14 protein-coding genes are annotated in these 15,962 nt (G+C 69.3%); 6 read left to right on the top strand and 8 right to left on the bottom strand.

Features of this window, described 5'->3' with window-relative positions; all coding sequences use genetic code 11:
- Positions 1 to 159 precede the first annotated feature (159 nt).
- Positions 160 to 1,734, bottom strand: coding sequence for an ISL3 family transposase (locus tag AC5P1C_RS40650; protein ID WP_493871031.1), 1,575 nt, complete (start codon positions 1,732 to 1,734; stop codon positions 160 to 162).
- Between the two features lie 483 nt (positions 1,735 to 2,217).
- Positions 2,218 to 2,715 (bottom strand): GbsR/MarR family transcriptional regulator, encoded by a 498-nt coding sequence (locus tag AC5P1C_RS40655; protein ID WP_493871032.1) that lies wholly within the window; start codon positions 2,713 to 2,715, stop codon positions 2,218 to 2,220.
- A gap of 93 nt (positions 2,716 to 2,808) precedes the next feature.
- Between AC5P1C_RS40655 and AC5P1C_RS40660 the strand changes: the two genes are divergently transcribed.
- The 3 genes from AC5P1C_RS40660 to AC5P1C_RS40670 all read left to right on the top strand — a co-directional run bounded on the left by AC5P1C_RS40660 (position 2,809) and on the right by AC5P1C_RS40670 (position 6,910).
- Positions 2,809 to 3,741: an ABC transporter ATP-binding protein gene (locus AC5P1C_RS40660; protein WP_493871033.1), complete on the top strand. Its 933-nt coding sequence runs from the start codon at positions 2,809 to 2,811 to the stop codon at positions 3,739 to 3,741.
- Entirely contained in the window at positions 3,738 to 5,393 is a 1,656-nt protein-coding gene (locus AC5P1C_RS40665; RefSeq protein ID WP_493871034.1) for an ABC transporter permease, read from the top strand. The genes AC5P1C_RS40660 and AC5P1C_RS40665 overlap by 4 nt, the downstream gene beginning before the upstream one ends.
- 989 nt (positions 5,394 to 6,382) lie before the next feature.
- A complete protein-coding gene (locus AC5P1C_RS40670; RefSeq protein ID WP_493871035.1) occupies positions 6,383 to 6,910 on the top strand; it encodes a 2'-5' RNA ligase family protein in 528 nt (175 codons plus the stop codon).
- A gap of 359 nt (positions 6,911 to 7,269) precedes the next feature.
- Here AC5P1C_RS40670 and AC5P1C_RS40675 read toward each other — a convergent pair whose 3' ends face one another.
- Complete coding sequence (locus AC5P1C_RS40675) at positions 7,270 to 7,710, bottom strand: hypothetical protein (RefSeq protein WP_493871036.1); 441 nt, start codon at positions 7,708 to 7,710, stop codon at positions 7,270 to 7,272.
- A 116-nt stretch (positions 7,711 to 7,826) separates the two neighbouring features.
- Here AC5P1C_RS40675 and AC5P1C_RS40680 point away from each other — a divergent pair, with 116 nt between their 5' ends.
- On the top strand, positions 7,827 to 9,218 hold the full coding sequence (locus AC5P1C_RS40680) for a hypothetical protein (RefSeq protein WP_493871037.1): 1,392 nt from the start codon (positions 7,827 to 7,829) through the stop codon (positions 9,216 to 9,218).
- Positions 9,219 to 9,265: 47 nt separating this feature from the next.
- A complete protein-coding gene (locus AC5P1C_RS40685) occupies positions 9,266 to 9,496 on the top strand; it encodes a hypothetical protein (RefSeq protein WP_493871038.1) in 231 nt (76 codons plus the stop codon).
- Here AC5P1C_RS40685 and AC5P1C_RS40690 read toward each other — a convergent pair.
- Positions 9,493 to 11,094 (bottom strand): alpha/beta fold hydrolase, encoded by a 1,602-nt coding sequence (locus AC5P1C_RS40690; RefSeq protein ID WP_493871039.1) that lies wholly within the window; start codon positions 11,092 to 11,094, stop codon positions 9,493 to 9,495. The genes AC5P1C_RS40685 and AC5P1C_RS40690 overlap by 4 nt on opposite strands.
- Positions 11,091 to 12,173 (bottom strand): serine hydrolase domain-containing protein, encoded by a 1,083-nt coding sequence (locus AC5P1C_RS40695; protein ID WP_493871040.1) that lies wholly within the window; start codon positions 12,171 to 12,173, stop codon positions 11,091 to 11,093. The genes AC5P1C_RS40690 and AC5P1C_RS40695 overlap by 4 nt, the downstream gene beginning before the upstream one ends.
- Before the next feature lie 826 nt (positions 12,174 to 12,999).
- Between AC5P1C_RS40695 and AC5P1C_RS40700 the strand changes: the two genes are divergently transcribed.
- The gene (locus AC5P1C_RS40700; protein WP_493871041.1) at positions 13,000 to 13,605 is read left to right on the top strand and encodes a hypothetical protein; all 606 of its coding nucleotides are present in this window, start codon (positions 13,000 to 13,002) and stop codon (positions 13,603 to 13,605) included.
- 776 nt (positions 13,606 to 14,381) lie between these two features.
- Here AC5P1C_RS40700 and AC5P1C_RS40705 read toward each other — a convergent pair.
- From AC5P1C_RS40705 to AC5P1C_RS40715, 3 genes are all read right to left on the bottom strand, one after another.
- On the bottom strand, positions 14,382 to 14,693 hold the full coding sequence (locus AC5P1C_RS40705) for a hypothetical protein (RefSeq protein WP_493871042.1): 312 nt from the start codon (positions 14,691 to 14,693) through the stop codon (positions 14,382 to 14,384).
- Positions 14,694 to 15,190: 497 nt separating this feature from the next.
- Positions 15,191 to 15,508 (bottom strand): hypothetical protein, encoded by a 318-nt coding sequence (locus AC5P1C_RS40710; RefSeq protein ID WP_493871043.1) that lies wholly within the window; start codon positions 15,506 to 15,508, stop codon positions 15,191 to 15,193.
- Between the two features lie 246 nt (positions 15,509 to 15,754).
- Positions 15,755 to 15,962 (bottom strand): hypothetical protein (locus AC5P1C_RS40715; protein ID WP_493871044.1); only part of this gene is annotated, 208 nt, incomplete at its 5' end.

Genomic DNA, 15,962 nt, shown 5'->3' on the forward strand with positions numbered 1-15,962 from the left:
GGTCGAGGTTGCTCAATCAACCCAGCTCACTACCGCGAGGCGACGGCGGGAGGCGGAGTAGTAGAAGTTCCGAAGCGCGTTGTCCCCGTACTCGTCTGAGTGGGCCCGGCAAGATTTTCGTGAAGTGGGGGTGTGCTCCCGTGCGCTGGTGACACTCCGTCACCGATAGCGGCGTCGGAGGTGGGCTATGAGGATCACACGCCGCCGCAGGAGCGGGACTCCCGCACGACCCGACATGATCCGTTTCTGAAGCTTCAGATCTGTGATTCGTCCTTCGTTGACGCCGGAGTTGAACACGGTGGTGATGCCTTGGACGACGGCCGGCTGGTCCTCGCGGAGGGCTCGGGCCAGGCTGGCCATCGCGGGCAGTCGGGAGTGGGTGAGCTTGTCGAGCCAGTTCGGCAGGAGGGTGGCATCGCGGGCGCCGAGCATCGCGGCGAACTCTCTGACCAGTTCATGGGCCTGATCCAGTTCCGGGCAGGCGGCGCGGACGCGTTGTAGTCGCTCGGTGGCGTGCAGGCCGCGGCGGTGAGGTGCGGTGGTGATCCAGCGGGCAACCTGACGGGGCGAGGGCGGCCGCTCACGCGGCGTGTCGATCGGCAGTCCGCGCCGCAGCGGCGCTATGGCCATCTTCACCCGCTGGTAGTGACCTTGGTAACCCTTGGTGGTGATCTCCTGGTGCAGCACCTTCGCGACGTGCTCGCCCTCGTCCCATCGCTGCTGCAGATACTCCAGATAGGGATCGAGGCTAGTGGTTCGCCGCGGCGGAGTTCGGCGTACGCACGCCTGCCAGCTGGTGGCGCGGGAGTACTTGGCCACCGTGCGCCGGTTCAGTCCCAGTTCGCGGGCCATGGCGCTGAGCGAGCGGCCGGTGCCGGTCACCGCGTGCACCGCCTCGAACAGCCGCTTCGCATGCCGCCGGGCCCGAGTATCGGCCGGCTCCGTTGGTGCCACCGGGCTCGCCGGAACCGGTTCAGGATCGACAACCGCGGCGGTCAGGCACCGGCGGTGGGCCGCGGCCACGTCCGACACCCGCTTGGAGAGCCCTTGCCACAAGTGAAAACGATCACTGACCTGCACTGCGTCCGGAGCGCCCTCGGCGATGCCCTGCCGGTAGACCAGCGAGCCATCCCTGCACACCACACGAACGCCCGGATGTGCCCGCAGCCAGGAAGCCAACTGCTCTGCGTCGCGGCCGGACCACAACTCGATCGGCAACCGGGACTCGGCGTCCACCAACAGCGTGCCGTACGTGTCCGCGTACAGCGCGAAGTCGTCCACCCCCAACACCTGCGGCGTTCCTGCCGGTGGGAGCGGCATGCGCATCACATGGAACAGCACACTCGTCCGAGACAGCGGCGTCTTCAGGATCTGCAGCAGCCGGGCACCCCCGCGGCCGGCCAGCAGCACCCCGGCCATCTCCACCAGGTGCTGCAGCAGCGGACTGCGCCGCTGATAGCGCACCGTCAGCCCCTCGACCTGCTCGGCAAACGTCCGCCGACTGCAGCCCGCAGCGTCACAGAACAGCCGCCGCACCGACAGTTTGATCAGCACCGGCCGTCCGCCGACCGCGACGTCGGCAAGCGTGCGGCAGTAGCGGCTGTGGACTCGCGTCGACCCGAGACCGCAGTCCGGGCACGTCACCGTCAACTCACGGGTACGGGCGGTGATTCGGACCACGCTGCCCGCCGCCCACACCCGTTCCACCCGCACCACATCCAGGTGCGGAGACACAGTTCGTACGAGGTCATCACACTCGCCGACCATGCCGCCATGAGTGACAGGGTGTCACCGGCGCACGGGAGCACCTCTCCACTTCACGAAAATCTTGCCGGGCCCCTGAACGTGCCCAGGCAGGTACGGCCATACGTGACCAGCCTCTGGGTGCTTTCGCTGTGTTGAGGCCGGCCACGGTGGTGCACCACGAGGAAATGCAAGCGTTCCCTCGTGGCGAATACCAGCTGCGGGCATCAGTAGCCGATCGTGAAGCGGCGTTGGACGAAGCGCGGCAGCTCCGCCTCGTCGATCAGGGTGTCCTGGCGGCGGATCCGGTCGGTGAGATACCGAAGGGCAAGGAGACCTGTCCGATCGGCAGGCGGAGGTGCTCGTCGTCGCCATCGGGCGAACACGGTGACCGGCGGGCGGTTGCGACCAGGACCTGGACGGTGCGGACGGGGCGTGTGGGCGCTGACGCTGCCCTGAGGGTGAGCCGGGTGCTCAGTCGTCCGGGAACAGCTCTTTGCGCCTGGTGCGCCAGCGTTCCAGCATCAGCGGCAGTTCCTCGCCGATGAACTCGAAGAACGCGAGAGTCTCGGACATCCGGCGGCCGGCCGGGGTGTCGCCGCCGAGGCTTTTGACTCCCTCGCGCAGTGCGTCCTCCCAGCGCTTCATGATGACGTCGCGGTTGCCGAGGGCCTCGTACCACTGGTTGTTGTGGACCCGGTAGCGGTCGCGGCGGGATCCGGGCTCACGCTCGCGTGTGACCATGTGCTGCTGGCTGAGGTAGCGCACCGCACCCGAGACGGCGGCCGGGCTGACCTGGAGCTGTTCACCGAGTTCGGCGGAGCTCAGGGCACCGGAGTCCGCGGCGAGCAGGGCTGAGAAGACCCGGGCCGGCATGCGCTGGATACCTGCCTCCACAAAGGTGGCGGCGAAGGACTCGATGAACCGGGCGACGGCCTCTTCGTCCCTCGGGCTCTTGGAAGCTTCAGTCATCTCCGGATCATCTCCCCTGATCAGTACGCTGCCGACGAGTATATACGATTCCTTAACTTCACAACTTTGCGAAACCAGCGTACGTTCTGAATCATGACGAAGGCAATCACCGTCTCCGGACTGCACAAGTCGTTCGGCAAGACGCACGCTCTGGACGGCCTCGACCTGGAGGTCGAGACCGGCGAGGTCCACGGCTTCCTCGGCCCCAACGGCGCAGGCAAGTCCACGACCATCCGAGTCCTGCTCGGCCTGCTGCGCGCCGACTCCGGTGCCGCCCAGCTGCTCGGCAAGGACCCGTGGGACGAGGCGGTCGAGCTGCACCGGCGGCTCGCCTACGTCCCGGGCGATGTCGAGCTGTGGCCCAATCTCACCGGCGGCGAGGCCATCGACCTGCTCTCCCGGCTGCGCGGCAAGCTTGACAAACAGCGCCGGGACGAGCTGATCCAGCGCTTCGACCTGGACCCGACCAAGAAGGGCCGGGCCTACTCCAAGGGCAACCGGCAGAAGGTCGCCATCGTCGCCGCGCTCGCCTCCGACGCCGAGCTGCTGCTGCTCGACGAGCCGACAGCGGGACTCGACCCGCTGATGGAGGTGGTCTTCCAGGACGTCATCTCCGAGGCGAAGGCCGCCGGCAAGACGGTGCTGCTCTCCAGCCACATCCTGGCCCAGGTGGAGAAACTCTGTGATCGGGTGAGCATCATCCGGCAGGGGCGGATCGTGCAGTCCGGGACGCTGAGCGAGATGCGCCATCTGACCCGTACGACCATCGAGGCCGAGACCACCCACCCGGTCACCGGGCTCGACGCACTCGCCGGTGTGCACCAGCTGCGTACCGACAACGGCCGGGTGCACTTCGCCGTGGCCGGCGCCCAGTTGGACGGCGCGGTGCGCAAGCTGTCCGAGTTCGGCATCCGCAGCCTGGTCAGCCACCCGCCCACACTCGAAGAGCTGATGCTGCGCCACTACGGCGACGAACTGGCCGCCAATGGCAACGGCAAGAGCGGCCCCGACGGAGACACCCGATGAGCACCGTCACCGCCACCAAGACATCCGCGCAGACCGGCCCGATCGCGGGCGACAGCGCCCTGGCCGGAACCCGGACGCTGATCCGCTTCAACCTGCGCCGGGACCGGATCCGGATCCCCGTGTGGATCCTCGCGCTGTTCCTCGGCACGCTCTCCACGGCCAGCAACTACAAGACGCTGTACGCCACCGCCAAGCAGCAGGCATCGGTCGTCAAGACCATGGACACCCCGGCCGGTCTCGCCATGACCGGACCGAGGCACTATCTGGACGACTACAACTTCGGCGCCATGATGGGCCACCAGATGCTCGGCTTCACGGCCGTCATGGTGGGCCTGATGAGCGTCCTGATCGTCACCCGGCACACCCGCAACGAAGAGGAGACGGGCCGCGCCGAACTGGTCCGCTCCGCCGCCGTCGGCCGGCACGCGCACTTGGCGGCCGCGCTGACCGTGGCCGTCCTGGCCAACCTGACCCTCGCCCTGCTGCTCGCCCTCGGCCTCGGCGGTATGGGCATCGACGGCATCGACACCAGCGGCTCGCTGCTCTACGGCCTCGCCCACGCGGCCATCGGCATCACCTTCGCCACCGTCGCCGCGATCACCGTGCAGATCACCCCGCACACCCGGGCGGCCTCCGGCATCGCACTCGCCGTCATCGGCGCCGCGTATGTCCTGCGCGCGGCCGGCGACTCGGGCGACAACGCCCTGTCCTGGCTCTCCCCGATCGGCTGGGCGCAGCGGACGTACGTCTATGTCGACAACCGCTGGTGGCCGCTGCTGCTCTGCCTGGCGCTGGCCGCGATCTGCGGGACGCTGGCCTTCGTCCTGTCCACCAGGCGGGACGTGGGCGCGGGCCTGCGGGCCGCGAAGCTCGGCAGCCCGGTGGCGTCCGACGCCCTGGCCCGGCCGTTCGGCTTCGCGCTGCGGCTGCACCGCGGGACGCTGTTCGGCTTCGGTGCCGGTCTGCTCCTGATGGGCGCGATGTACGGCTCGATCCTCGGCCAGGCCGACGACATGCTGAAGGACATCGACCAGATCAAGGACGCGCTCGACCGCATCGGCGGCACCACGATGGCCGAGTCCTTCGCCTCCATGGTGCTGGTGATCCTCTCGGTGGCCGCCGCGGTGTACGTCGTCATGGCCACGCTGCGCCCCCGCGCCGAGGAGACCGCGGGCCGGGCCGAGCCGCTGCTCTCGACCGGCCTGTCCCGGGGCCGCTGGGTCGGCAGCCATCTGGCCGTGGCCCTGGCGGGCGGCACCCTGATGCTGCTCCTGGGCGGACTCGGGATCGGCATCGCGGGCGCGGCCTCGACCTCCGACGGAGGGCTGTTCCTCAAACTGGTCGGCGCGTCCCTGGCGTACGCCCCCGCCCTCTGGGTCACGGTCGGTGTCGCGGTCGTGCTCTTCGGCTGGTTCCCGCGGGCGAGCGCGGCGGCATGGGCTGTGCCGGTGTACGCGTTCGTCGTCGGCTACCTCGGGGAGCTCCTCCAGTTCCCCAACTGGATGAAGAACCTGTCCCCGTTCGGCCACATCCCACAGCTCCCCGCAGCGGACCTGAACTGGACGCCGCTCATCACCCTCACCGTACTCGCGGCCGGACTGATCCGGCTGGGCCTCGCAGGCTTCAACCGGCGGGACCTGGAGACGAAGTAGCCCCAGCCCTCCGGCTCCCAGCCCCACTTGGACGTGCGGCACCCCGATCCGCAGCGGAGTCGGGGCCGCCGCGCTGCGTGGCTTCAGACCTCGACGAGCAGCGACTTCAGCCCTCGTATGACATCGCCGCCCTTCCAATCCGGCTCGGCGGCCAAGCGCAGGCTCGGGGCCCGGCGGAGTAACTGACCGAAGGGGACGGACAGCTCGAGGAGGGGCTCTAGGCGCCCAGGCAGCAGCGGAGGCCCGCGCCGACGCCGTCTGCGTCGCCAATTCGTTCTGGAGCTCCGTGAACCGCCGCGACTCTCTGGCCGGATCCGGCTTCGCCGGCGCGTTCACCACGCCCGTCGCCAGAAGGGCATAGGCTCACCGCCCCGCAGATCGGCATCGCTCGCGCCGCTGCCGTCGTCGTCCAGCCGTCCCGCTCGAGGCGGGCATTCCAGGCGCTCGCAAGCGCCGCATCGGTGTAAGCGGACCTCGCCGCTGACGAACGATGAGGCCCCCGCCAGCATCTGCCCCCGCGGGGCCTCATCGACCATCACGTGTCACAACAGCCCCTATGAGCCGGGTCCTGGCTGTCACTATCTGACCGAGTGGAAGACCTGTGTGAACCACGGTGCGTGCGAATAGCCGCTGGCGACGTGACGGGCGGTTGAGCCGGGCTGTTGGCCGAGGGCGGCCGAGAGTACGTCCGTTAGCTGCAAATCCGGCAGTCCCAGGGGGTACAACACCTCCGTGCCAACAGGCCGCGACAAGATCACCAACGACATCCGGAAAGTGAGTCAGAACCCAAACCCGGAGCCACACTCGAGGGCGGCATCGCCGGACGAGCCCGCATCGAGCACGTCCCGGACGGAAGCGGGCACCATACGGGGCGTGGATCACCAGCCAACACGTCGGCAGCGACCGCCTCGATCACGCCCAACTCGTTGCCCTCGCCCATCTCCCAGTGCAACGCGCGCAGTAGCGGACTGGCCTGCGATGATGACGGCGTGCCAGAGCCAGGGACCACTGCCGTCGTCATTGTCTTGCCCGATGCCGCTCCGCTCCTCGATGCGGCGTGGCGTATCGACCCGGCTCTGGTGCGTCGTGGGGTGCCGGCGCACGTCTCGCTCCTCTACCCGTTCGTGCCGGAATCGGCGCTGACAGATCAGGACGAGAAGGGCGTGCGTTCCCTGGCTGCGAGTTTCCCGGCAGCTGATCTGCTCTTGGAGGAGGTCGTGACGGCCTCCGGCTTCGTCGCCGTCACCGTTCCGGGACTCCAAACGATCGTCGATGCGTTCTGCACCCAGTGGCCCGGGTTGCGCCCGTACAAGGGCCGCTTCGGGGCGCAGCCCGCCGCCCATGTCACGGTCGCTATGGGTGCGGACAACCCGACAGCTGCCGCCCATGTCCGCGCTGCGATCGGCAGCCTGCTGCCGCTGCACACCCGTGCGACGGCGGTCCAGCTGGTGGTGCTGACGGAGGAAGGCTGGCAGCCGCGGTTCACCGTGCCGCTCGGCGTCCCGGACGGGCCGTAGACACCGCCCGCCAGTCCCTCGCCCCTGGCCGGCGAACACAGCCCGAGGCCGGCACCCCATCCTCGGCCGCGCCCTGGGTCCCCGCGACCTCCTGGAGTTCCTGCGGCGAGCAGGACTGGACCCGGAAAACGTCCGCCTGGACGACCCGCTGCTCATCGAGTGGCGCGGCGGCGGGCCAGCCGTCTGGAGCCCCGATCCCTCCGAGGAGCGAACACAGCAGTGCGAGCCGCCACCCGGCGAAGGCGACGGCCCGCACTGCTGCGCTACTGCTGTTAGCCGGGCATCGCAGGACCGTTCGCCTTCTCCGGCTACTGCGTCGTCCCGGCGTCGGCCGTCTTTGGCTGAGGGGTGATCCCCGATCAGCGGCGGCCGGTGGCCAGGATGACGAGGAACTGGCCGCCGCCCGCCTCGATGTCGGCGGTCACCGGCAGCCCCGGTAGCAGTCGGGAGAACCGGTCCACCAGCCAATCCGCCGCCTCTTGGGCGTCCTTCCTGGTCGGACAACGGCCCACCATTTCGCGGCCCCCCTTGCGTTCCAGCCTGTCGCCAACGGCAATCAGTGGCGCGGGTTCGACTACGTACAGGCGCTCCGGCCAGGCGATGACCACCTTGACCGCACCCTTGCGGCTATTGCACCCGCGGTGCGCGAGCCGCTCGGCGACCTTGGCCTTCCGGTCGGCGGTCCGGCTGTCGACGCTGGGCCCCCGCGGGTCGTTCACCGACTGGTCGGGGTCGACCGCTTCGTCACACACCCAGCACCGCCAGCCGTCGCGCTCGGCCACATCATCAAGAAGACTCATCCGAGCAAACTAGCCTGCCCGGCCGCCACCCGCGCACCAGGGCCCCGGCTGGCCAACAGCGCTGCGACACCAGGCTGGCTCTATAGACGACGAGTGGGTTCTGGCACACGTTCCGGATGTCGTTGGTGATCTTTCCGCGGCCTGTTGGCACGGAGCTGGTGCTCCGGGAACCGCACAGGGCGGTGCACCTCCTCGCCAGCGGCCGACGTCGGGGCGATCTCCCCCAGGTGGAGACAGCACGGTTCCGGCCGAGCGGAGGCATCGGGCTGATCTTTCCATCCGGTTCCGGGCGCCCCCGGCAGATCAACTTCCCAGACTGGTGGTGCTGTTGGAGCTGGAGGGAGAGTTGTGAACAAGAGGTCTTCGCCGCCTACGACCGCACCAACGCCCGTGCCGATACGGCGATGGACGACGCGGCCCAAGGGCAGGTACAAACCGGCGTGCTGCTCAAGGATGCATCGCAAGGCAGGAACGAAGGACGACGTCGCCCACCTGGTCCGTCCCAAGTTCCTGTCCCGTCGGGGAAAGCCGACGCCGGCTTCCCGCGCTTCTTCGCCGTACTGAGCAAGTGGAAGGGCCAGGAGAAGGACCGCTCGTCACAGCTGTTGTACTTCGCACAGACTCAGCCCGGCGGACCGTGGACGGCCACCGCCTCCATCTGGGCGCTCACCGAACCACTCAAGAAGCCCACCGCCACCGATCCCGCGCCGGGTCCGACGTCGACCGAAAAGGGCCGCACCATCGTGCGGATGAAGCCCGAACAACCTCCCGCCCTGCGCCGCAATCCGGACGACACCGTGCAGCTGTCTCCGACCGGATCAGCGGAGCGCTCCGTGTGTGGCGCCTTCGCGGACTACCTCACGTTCGATCCTCCGCAGGGAAAACTCGCGGATCGGCGCTTCGCCCGCGGTCCCATGACCAGCGATCTCGTGAAGTTCTTCAATGGATGGGCGGACCTCGAACTCGAGCGCAGCCTGTCGTACCGGCCGGCGGGCACCGCGCTGCCGGTGCTGCGCCTGGACTCGGGTAGTTCGCTGGTGGCGTGCACCCTGCAGCAGACGCACCGGGTGGCCGGAGTCGGTGCAAGCGGAACCGTGGTGTTCGAAAAGGACTCGGACACCCAGATCATGCTCGGAGGCGGACCGGAGTGGCGCGAAGCCACGTCGATCAGCAGCATGACGGTGCTGCTCGAGGTGCCAGCCAAGGCAGGTGCTGCACCTGGGCCCCAACGTGGGCGCGATGCGGGAATGATGTCGCGCCGGGCCTTCACTTGCCCATCCGCCGAGCACGGAGTCCCCGCAAGCACCATCAGATCAGGGCTCCTCAAATCACACGCCAGTCACGAACACCATCGACGCACCGGGATCACAAGGCCCCCACCTGTGCAAACGGCATCGTCTCGGACCACATGGACGCCAGCGGACAGTTCCGCCTACCTGTGTCCTGTGAGGCGGTACTGGAGACACTTTGGGCGAGGGCCGCCACCGGTCACCTGGGGACGTGGATGACCAGCTCGTCGGGGAGGTCGCGTTGGGTTCGGGGTGGGTCGGTGGGCATGAACTCCGCTCTGTGGCGGGAGAGATGGGCGTGCATCATTCGCTCGCCGCACCCGGTGCAGGCGAACGGCTCCGACGAGATCGTGGAGTCCGCTCGGTGCGAGGTGGGTTCGGGGACGTTCTCGGTGCTGGGAAGGTCGGTGGCGGTGTTCCGGCAGGACGTGGACGAGGGGGCGCGGCCGGGGGAGGATTCCCAGCCGCGCCCTTCTTCTGGCCTGCCGGTGGGCTAGTCGGCCTGCTTGACGCAGGTCTCGTCCTTCTTCGGCAGCTTGCCGGTGGCCAGGTAGGTGTTGACCTTGTTGTCCACGCAGTCGTTGCCGTAGAGCCCGTAGAGGGCGTGGCGGTTGGCGCCCTTGAGGGTGAGCAGTTTGGAGCTCGGCAGCTGCTTGTGCAGGTCGAGGCTGCTGCGGTAGGTGGTGCGGGTGTCGCCGGTGGCGGCGACGATCAGCATCTTGGCGTCGCGGCGCACCTGGGTGGGCTGCTCACGGGGCGCATCCAGGAAGGCGCAGGTGCTGATGTTGTTGGCTACCGGTCCCATGATCGGGTGCTCGGCACGGCTGCGCTGGATGTCCTTCCAGTACGTTTCGGGGTCGCGAGGGGCCGGCTTGTCGCCGCAGATGATCGTGGCCTGCACGCCGGAGTTCGGCGACCCGCCGGTCAGGGCGGACTTCAGCGCGGCGGCGAACTCGGGGGACAGTTCGGTGGGCTGTCCCTTCGCCGCCTTGGCAAGTACGGAGACCTGCTCGGCGAACGAGGCCCGCGCTTCGGGGGTGTCGTCCGAGTTCCCCGCGATGAAGAGGAACGGCACCTGGGTGTCGTCGAGTTGGAAGGTGCTGGCGCCCGTGCCGACGGTCAGCGGGCCGCGCGCGGACGCCGCGACGATGCGGTCGAGGGTGGCGAGCACTGCGGCGCGGGTGCTGCCGAGGCCGTAGGTGGCGTGGCGCTTCGCGGCCCAGGCGGCCCAGTCGGAGAGGGCCCGCTCGTTCTCGCGCTCGGAGCCCTTCAGCAGCCGGGGGCCGTAGTCGGCCGGGGCGATCGCCCCGTCGAGGACGAAGCGGTCGTACTTGCCGGGAAACATCTGGGTGTAGACGGTGCCGAGGTAACTGCCGTACGAGTAGCCCAGGTAGGAGATCTTGCGTTCGCCGAGCGCGCCCCTGATGACGTCCATGTCGCGGGCCGTGTTGCGGGTGCTGACGTGCGGCAGGACGGAGCCGCTGGTGGCGCGGCACTTGTCGGCCAGGCCCTTCTTTAAGGCGACCTGGCGCTCGAAACTCGCCCGGCTGAGGCCGGCCGAGCGGATGTCGGTGCCGACAGGCCAGCCGCAGTCCAGTGGGGTGCTGCGGCCCACGAAGCGCGGGTCGAAGCCGATGATGTCGTAACGCGGCCCGGTCTTCTTCATCATTTTGCGCACGTCCGGCGGGGACTGGACGGCGGGGCCGCCAGGGCCGCCGTTGTTGAGCAGGATCGAGCCGATGCGGTGGCGGGTGTCGGTGGCCTTGAGCCGGGATATCGCGACGGTGATCGTACGGCCCCGGGGGTCGGCGTAGTCCAGCGGTACGAGTACGTCGGCGCACTGCACGCCGGCCTTGTCCAGGTCGCGGCCCATCGCGTCGTCGGGGCCCTTGGCGCAACTGCCCCAGCCCGGACGCTGGTTGTAGTAGCGGTCGAGGCCGGTCCCGGTGCTGCTCTTGGCCGTGGTCGTGGCCGTGCTGGTACTCGCGGCCGTGTTCGTGGCCGTGGCCAGGGCGGGAGTCGCGGTGAGCGCGGCGGTGAGGGCGAGGCCCGCGGCCGAAGCGCGGCGTGCGGTGGTGGTGCTGAGCAGGGTCACGCGGTCTTCTCCTGGAACGGGTGGGTGCGGTTGGTGGGGCAGAAGGCGCCGTCCACGACGGCGCGGAAGTCGGCCTCGGCCTTGTCGGTGTCGGGGACCTGGTTGAGGGCGGTGGCGATGCTGCGGCCGCCGGGGCCGCTCGCACCGAGCGCGCGGTGTCCGCCGGGCACGGTCCCGCCGTGTCCCCACCACGTGCCGCCGCACTTCAGTGGCGACGAGACCAGGCCCAGCCCGTAGCGGGCGCCGGGCCACAGCCGGTCGGGGTCGGCGGGCACGGTGCGCTTCATCTCGGCGAGCCAGCGCGCGGGCACCAGCTTCCCGCCGAACAGCCCCTGGTAGAACCGGTTCACATCGGCCGGCGTGGAGACCAGGGCACCGCCCGCACCGCCGAAGGTCACGTTCCACTCGGTACCGTCGACCTGCCGGCCCGAGCCGCCCGGATCGGGGAAGTAGCTGCGCGAGTGCGCGCCTCGGACGCGAGTGGCATCGCCCGGCCAGTACGTGTCGCGCAGGCCCAGCGGCCCCAGGATCCGCCGCGAGACCTCCGCCTCGATGCCGCGCCCGCTCACCTTCTCGACGATGAGCCCGGCGACGAGGGTGTTGGTGGTCGCGTAATGCCACTTCTTGGCCGGGCGCTCCATCGTGAGGGCGGTCGCGATCAGTTCACGGGGCTCGAAGTGGCGGTAGCGCCACTCGTTCACGGGTCTGTCGGCGATGGCCTCGACGTAGTCGGGAAGGCCACTGGTGTGCTGGAGCAGCTGCCGTACGGTGATCTTCCGCCCGTCGTAGCCGTTGCCCCGGATCAGCCCCGGCAGATACCGCTCGACCGGAGCGTCCAGCTCGATCCGGCCCTCGGCGGCCAGTTGCACCACCACCGTCACGGTGAACGTCTTGGTGACACTGCCGATGCGCAGCCGGTCGTCGGCGTTCATCGGGCGCCCGGTGTCCCGGTCGGCGACGCCCCGCGCGGCCTTCCAGCGGCCGCACTCGGGATTGGCCACCTCGGCGGCCGCACCCGCGATCCCGTGCCGGGTGACGAGGGTGTCCAGGGACGCGGTGAGCGCTCCACGTGCCGCCACGTCGCACCCGACGGGCGCGCTGGGCCCGGGCGCCGCAGCCGAGGCGATAGAAACGTTCGAGGCGTTCGCGCTGGGAACGGCGACCGCCAACACAGCCGATGCCGCGGCCAAAGCCACCGCGTACCGGTTCGGCCGGGCTGTTCTGATGGGGGATTTCTCTGCTCTGAGGTGTGTATGTGTCACACCGTCAGACGCTAGAGTCAGAGCCGCCCCTACTCACTACAGCCCGCACCCCGATCACCCAGGGAGCCACCTATACCCACGGGGTGGGGTGATCCCCCCAACGGGACGGAGCCGCCGACCTCATGACGGGTCCCTCGCCCGCGTAGGTTGCGCCCAGTGGCGCCGATGGCGTGTCGTCCTCGGTGAGCGTCAGGCCCGGCCGGGACCTGACGAAGGTAGCGTCATCCAGGGTGATGCACGCGCCGTCACGCCCGTACTGAAAGAACTCGATGCCATCAGTGGCCATCACGCTGTACGTCTCTGTGTCCCCGAGACCGACCTGCTCGGAGATCTCCATGCCTTGACCGCAACGCGGCCGAGGGACAGGACGACCGCAGCAGCGCGCGCAAACAAGCGGCGCGTTCAAAGTCCAGGTTCACGACGCCCGACGCGATGGACCGACCTGGCCGCGGCGGCGCCGGGATGGTCCGATCATGCCCGGAGCGACAGGCCACCCTCGCCGCCCCCACATTCGCCCGCCGCCCGGCCGCCCCAAGTCGCCCTCGACTGACCGTGTTTCGGCGAGGCCCGAAACACCTGTTGCTGCGGTCCGCGCGGCGGTAAGACTTGCTGCCGCACGAGTATCCGACGTGAAGGGGGACGCATGAGGGTCAAGAAAATGCTGGCACGCGCCACAGCGGTCGCACTCATCGCCACAGGAGGTGTCGCCGCGGGGACGGGCATGGCAGCTGCGGACGACAGTTCCGGTTCGCCCACTGGCAGCTTCGCGCCACTGGGTGATGGCCACGGCTCGCCCAGCGGCGGACTCGCTCCGATGGGCGACGGCTCCGGTGCGCCCGGCGGTTCCGGCATCTCGCCGATGGGCGATACCGATGGCTCGCCGGGCGGCGGTTTCGCGCCGATGGGCGACAACAGTGGCGCGCCGGGCGGCTTTGTCTCTCCCGCTGAGCTCGACTGGGGCATCGCACCCATGGGAGACGACGGCGGTTCCCCGGGCGGGGCGGGAATCACGCCAGCCGAAGTCGACTGGGGTGTCGCGCCGATGGGCGAGAACGACGGCTCCCCGGGTGGAACCGGTGTCGCGCCGATGGGCGAGAACGATGGCTCGCCGGGCGGCGGTTTCGCGCCGATGGGCGACAACAGTGGCGCGCCCACTGGCGGTGTGGCGCCGATGGGAGATGGCGACGGCGCGCCCAGTGGTGGCTTCGCTCCGATGGGTGCTGGCGACGGCTCGCCCGGCGGCGGCTGACCGTGAACGGGGCGGGTATGCGGGGCCGTTGTCCACAGGCACACCCGTTCCCCCATGCCCGCCCGTACCGCGCCGCCCACGGAACCGACAGACGTGGCCAAGTACGGCCCGCTGATGCCCTTGCTGACCGTGGCCGAGGCGCAGGAGACGATGAGCATGCTGCATGGTGTCGCCGTTGGCGTGCCGGATCCGGTGGAGGCGGGCCGGTTGTCGCGCGTGCTGGCGGGACGAGTTCCGTCCCAGCACCGGGGCGGGTCGCGATCGCTGCCTCTCTCCAGAATCCGGAAAGTCCCCCGCTGGGGACTGGCTTCCAATATGCTGACCCGCGGAATTTCAAGGGCCGGTTCACGGCCGTTCATGCAAAACGGGGGAAGGGATTCCTATGCGCGCCCGAACAAAGTACGGAGTGGCCTTGGTGGCCGCTATGGGGGCAATTGTGTTCGCGGCTGGTCCCGCGTCAGCGGCTTCGGTGGAATGGACGCGCAGCTGTGGAACCACCTATGGCGGCAGAATAAGCTCAGGTTACGTGACGACCTGGAAGAATTCGCAGGGCAGCTGCAAGGGCCACACCTATGTCAAGTACCAGGATCCCCAAAACGGTCACTGGTACGACTGGAAAAGCAGCTCCAGGAATGCGCTAATCAATCGCGACGGCGTCAAGAAGAGCCAGCACAAGGGTTGCGCAGACTGCGATGTGTACACCCTGACTAAGTAACACGGAAACGAGTACCGCGGTAGAGCACGGCCCCCAGCCGGATGGTTGGGGGCTGTGTGCGTCACTGTGCCGCGTTGACGGCGCCTGCTTCGGTCCAGATGTGGCCGCATCCGTTGCAGTGGGCAAGGGGCGGCCGGCCGTGTCCGCCGTGGATGTCGATGGTGCCGCCGCACGTGCAGGGACGTTCCAGTGTCCGGCGCTGCGCAGCGATGTCGAGGGCCCGCTCGACCTGCCCGGCGGCGGTCTCGGCGACACGCGCGACGCGGGCGAGGAGCTGCTCGTCGAGCGGCCGGAACGGACCGGCGGCGCCCTGCACGCGGGCGAGGAGCCACAGGGCGGCGATCGGTGCGGTGCGGGTCCCGTGTACCGCCAACGGCGGGGGTCCCGGGCGTCCTTCATGGCGAGGAACTCACGGCGGACGCGGTCGGCGGCCGGGTAAGAGCTGGGCAGGAGCCCCATGGGTGAGCGCTGCACCTCGCCCGCGGTGACGTCGGCGCACTCGACGAGGTTGGTCTCCACGGTGCGCATGGTGTCGAGGATGGCCAGGCGGACCGGGGCGGGGCGCTCGCCGAGCTGGTCGGAGGAACGTTCCAGCGAGCGGAGGTGGGCGGCCTGGTGGCGGTCGTACTCCAGCTGCTCGGCGTCGAGTTGATCGAGGGCAGCGAGATCGCCGCGGAGGCCGAGGCCGAAGGCGCCGTGCTGGGTCGGTGTGCCGGCGGATTCGTGGAGGTCTCGCCAGTGGAGGGCGATGGTGCGGAGGTGGGTGGTGGTGGTCATCGTGGGCTCCTGTGGTGCGCGGGGCGGTACGGTGATCAGCACTTGGGGGGCGTCCTGGTCTGGGGAGACTGTGAGGGCGCCCCTTCGTCGTGTTCAGCGGCGGGGGGGGGCGGGTGGCCCGTACGGCGACTGCCAGGCGGGCCGGTCCTTGCGCGTCACGGGCTTGCCCTGCTCGTCGCTCAGGTTGGCGTCCTTCAACGCCTGGAAGGAGCGGGCCATCTGCTCCACGGCGGGGCGTAGCGCTTCGGCGTAGGCCTGCATGAACGCGTGTATGGCCTGGTGCACTTCGCGGATGCGGTCGGCCACGGCGCGGACCGCTTCGGGCTCCTCGTAGATCACGATGTTCGTGATGCCGCGGAGGGGCTGCCATTCGCCGTTGTCGTCGAGGTGTTCGACGCGGGTGGGCTTCATCAGTCCCTCATTTCGGGTTCGCCGAGGGCAGCGCGGAGTTCGGTTGTGGCGCTCCCGTATGCGCGGAGGACGGCCCACCGGGATGCGAGCGCGCGGGCCCGTTCGATGGAGGCTTCGGCTTGCTCGGCGCGGGCGTACAGGGCGTCGAGGATGTCATCGGTGATCGTGTCGGCCTGCGATGGGCGCGCAACCGGTCATCGCCTACTGCGCATCGGTGCGCAGCGCGGTAGTGCGCAGTCGGCGCTGTCAGGTCGTGAGGCTGGTGTTGTGGGCGATGACTGCTTGGTAGCGGCGCTCGAAGCCGGCCTGCTCGGCCATCGCCTGGACTTCGGCCTCCCGCCAGGCCGCCTTCTCGGGGTCCTTGATGTGGCGCTTCCTCACACCGTGGTGCGCGAGCTGCTGCACCACGTCGGCGATGCGCGGTGCTCGGTGTGCTGCCGCTCGGCGGCCCAGA

The sequence above is a fragment of the Streptomyces sp. A18 genome, from assembly GCF_059026065.1.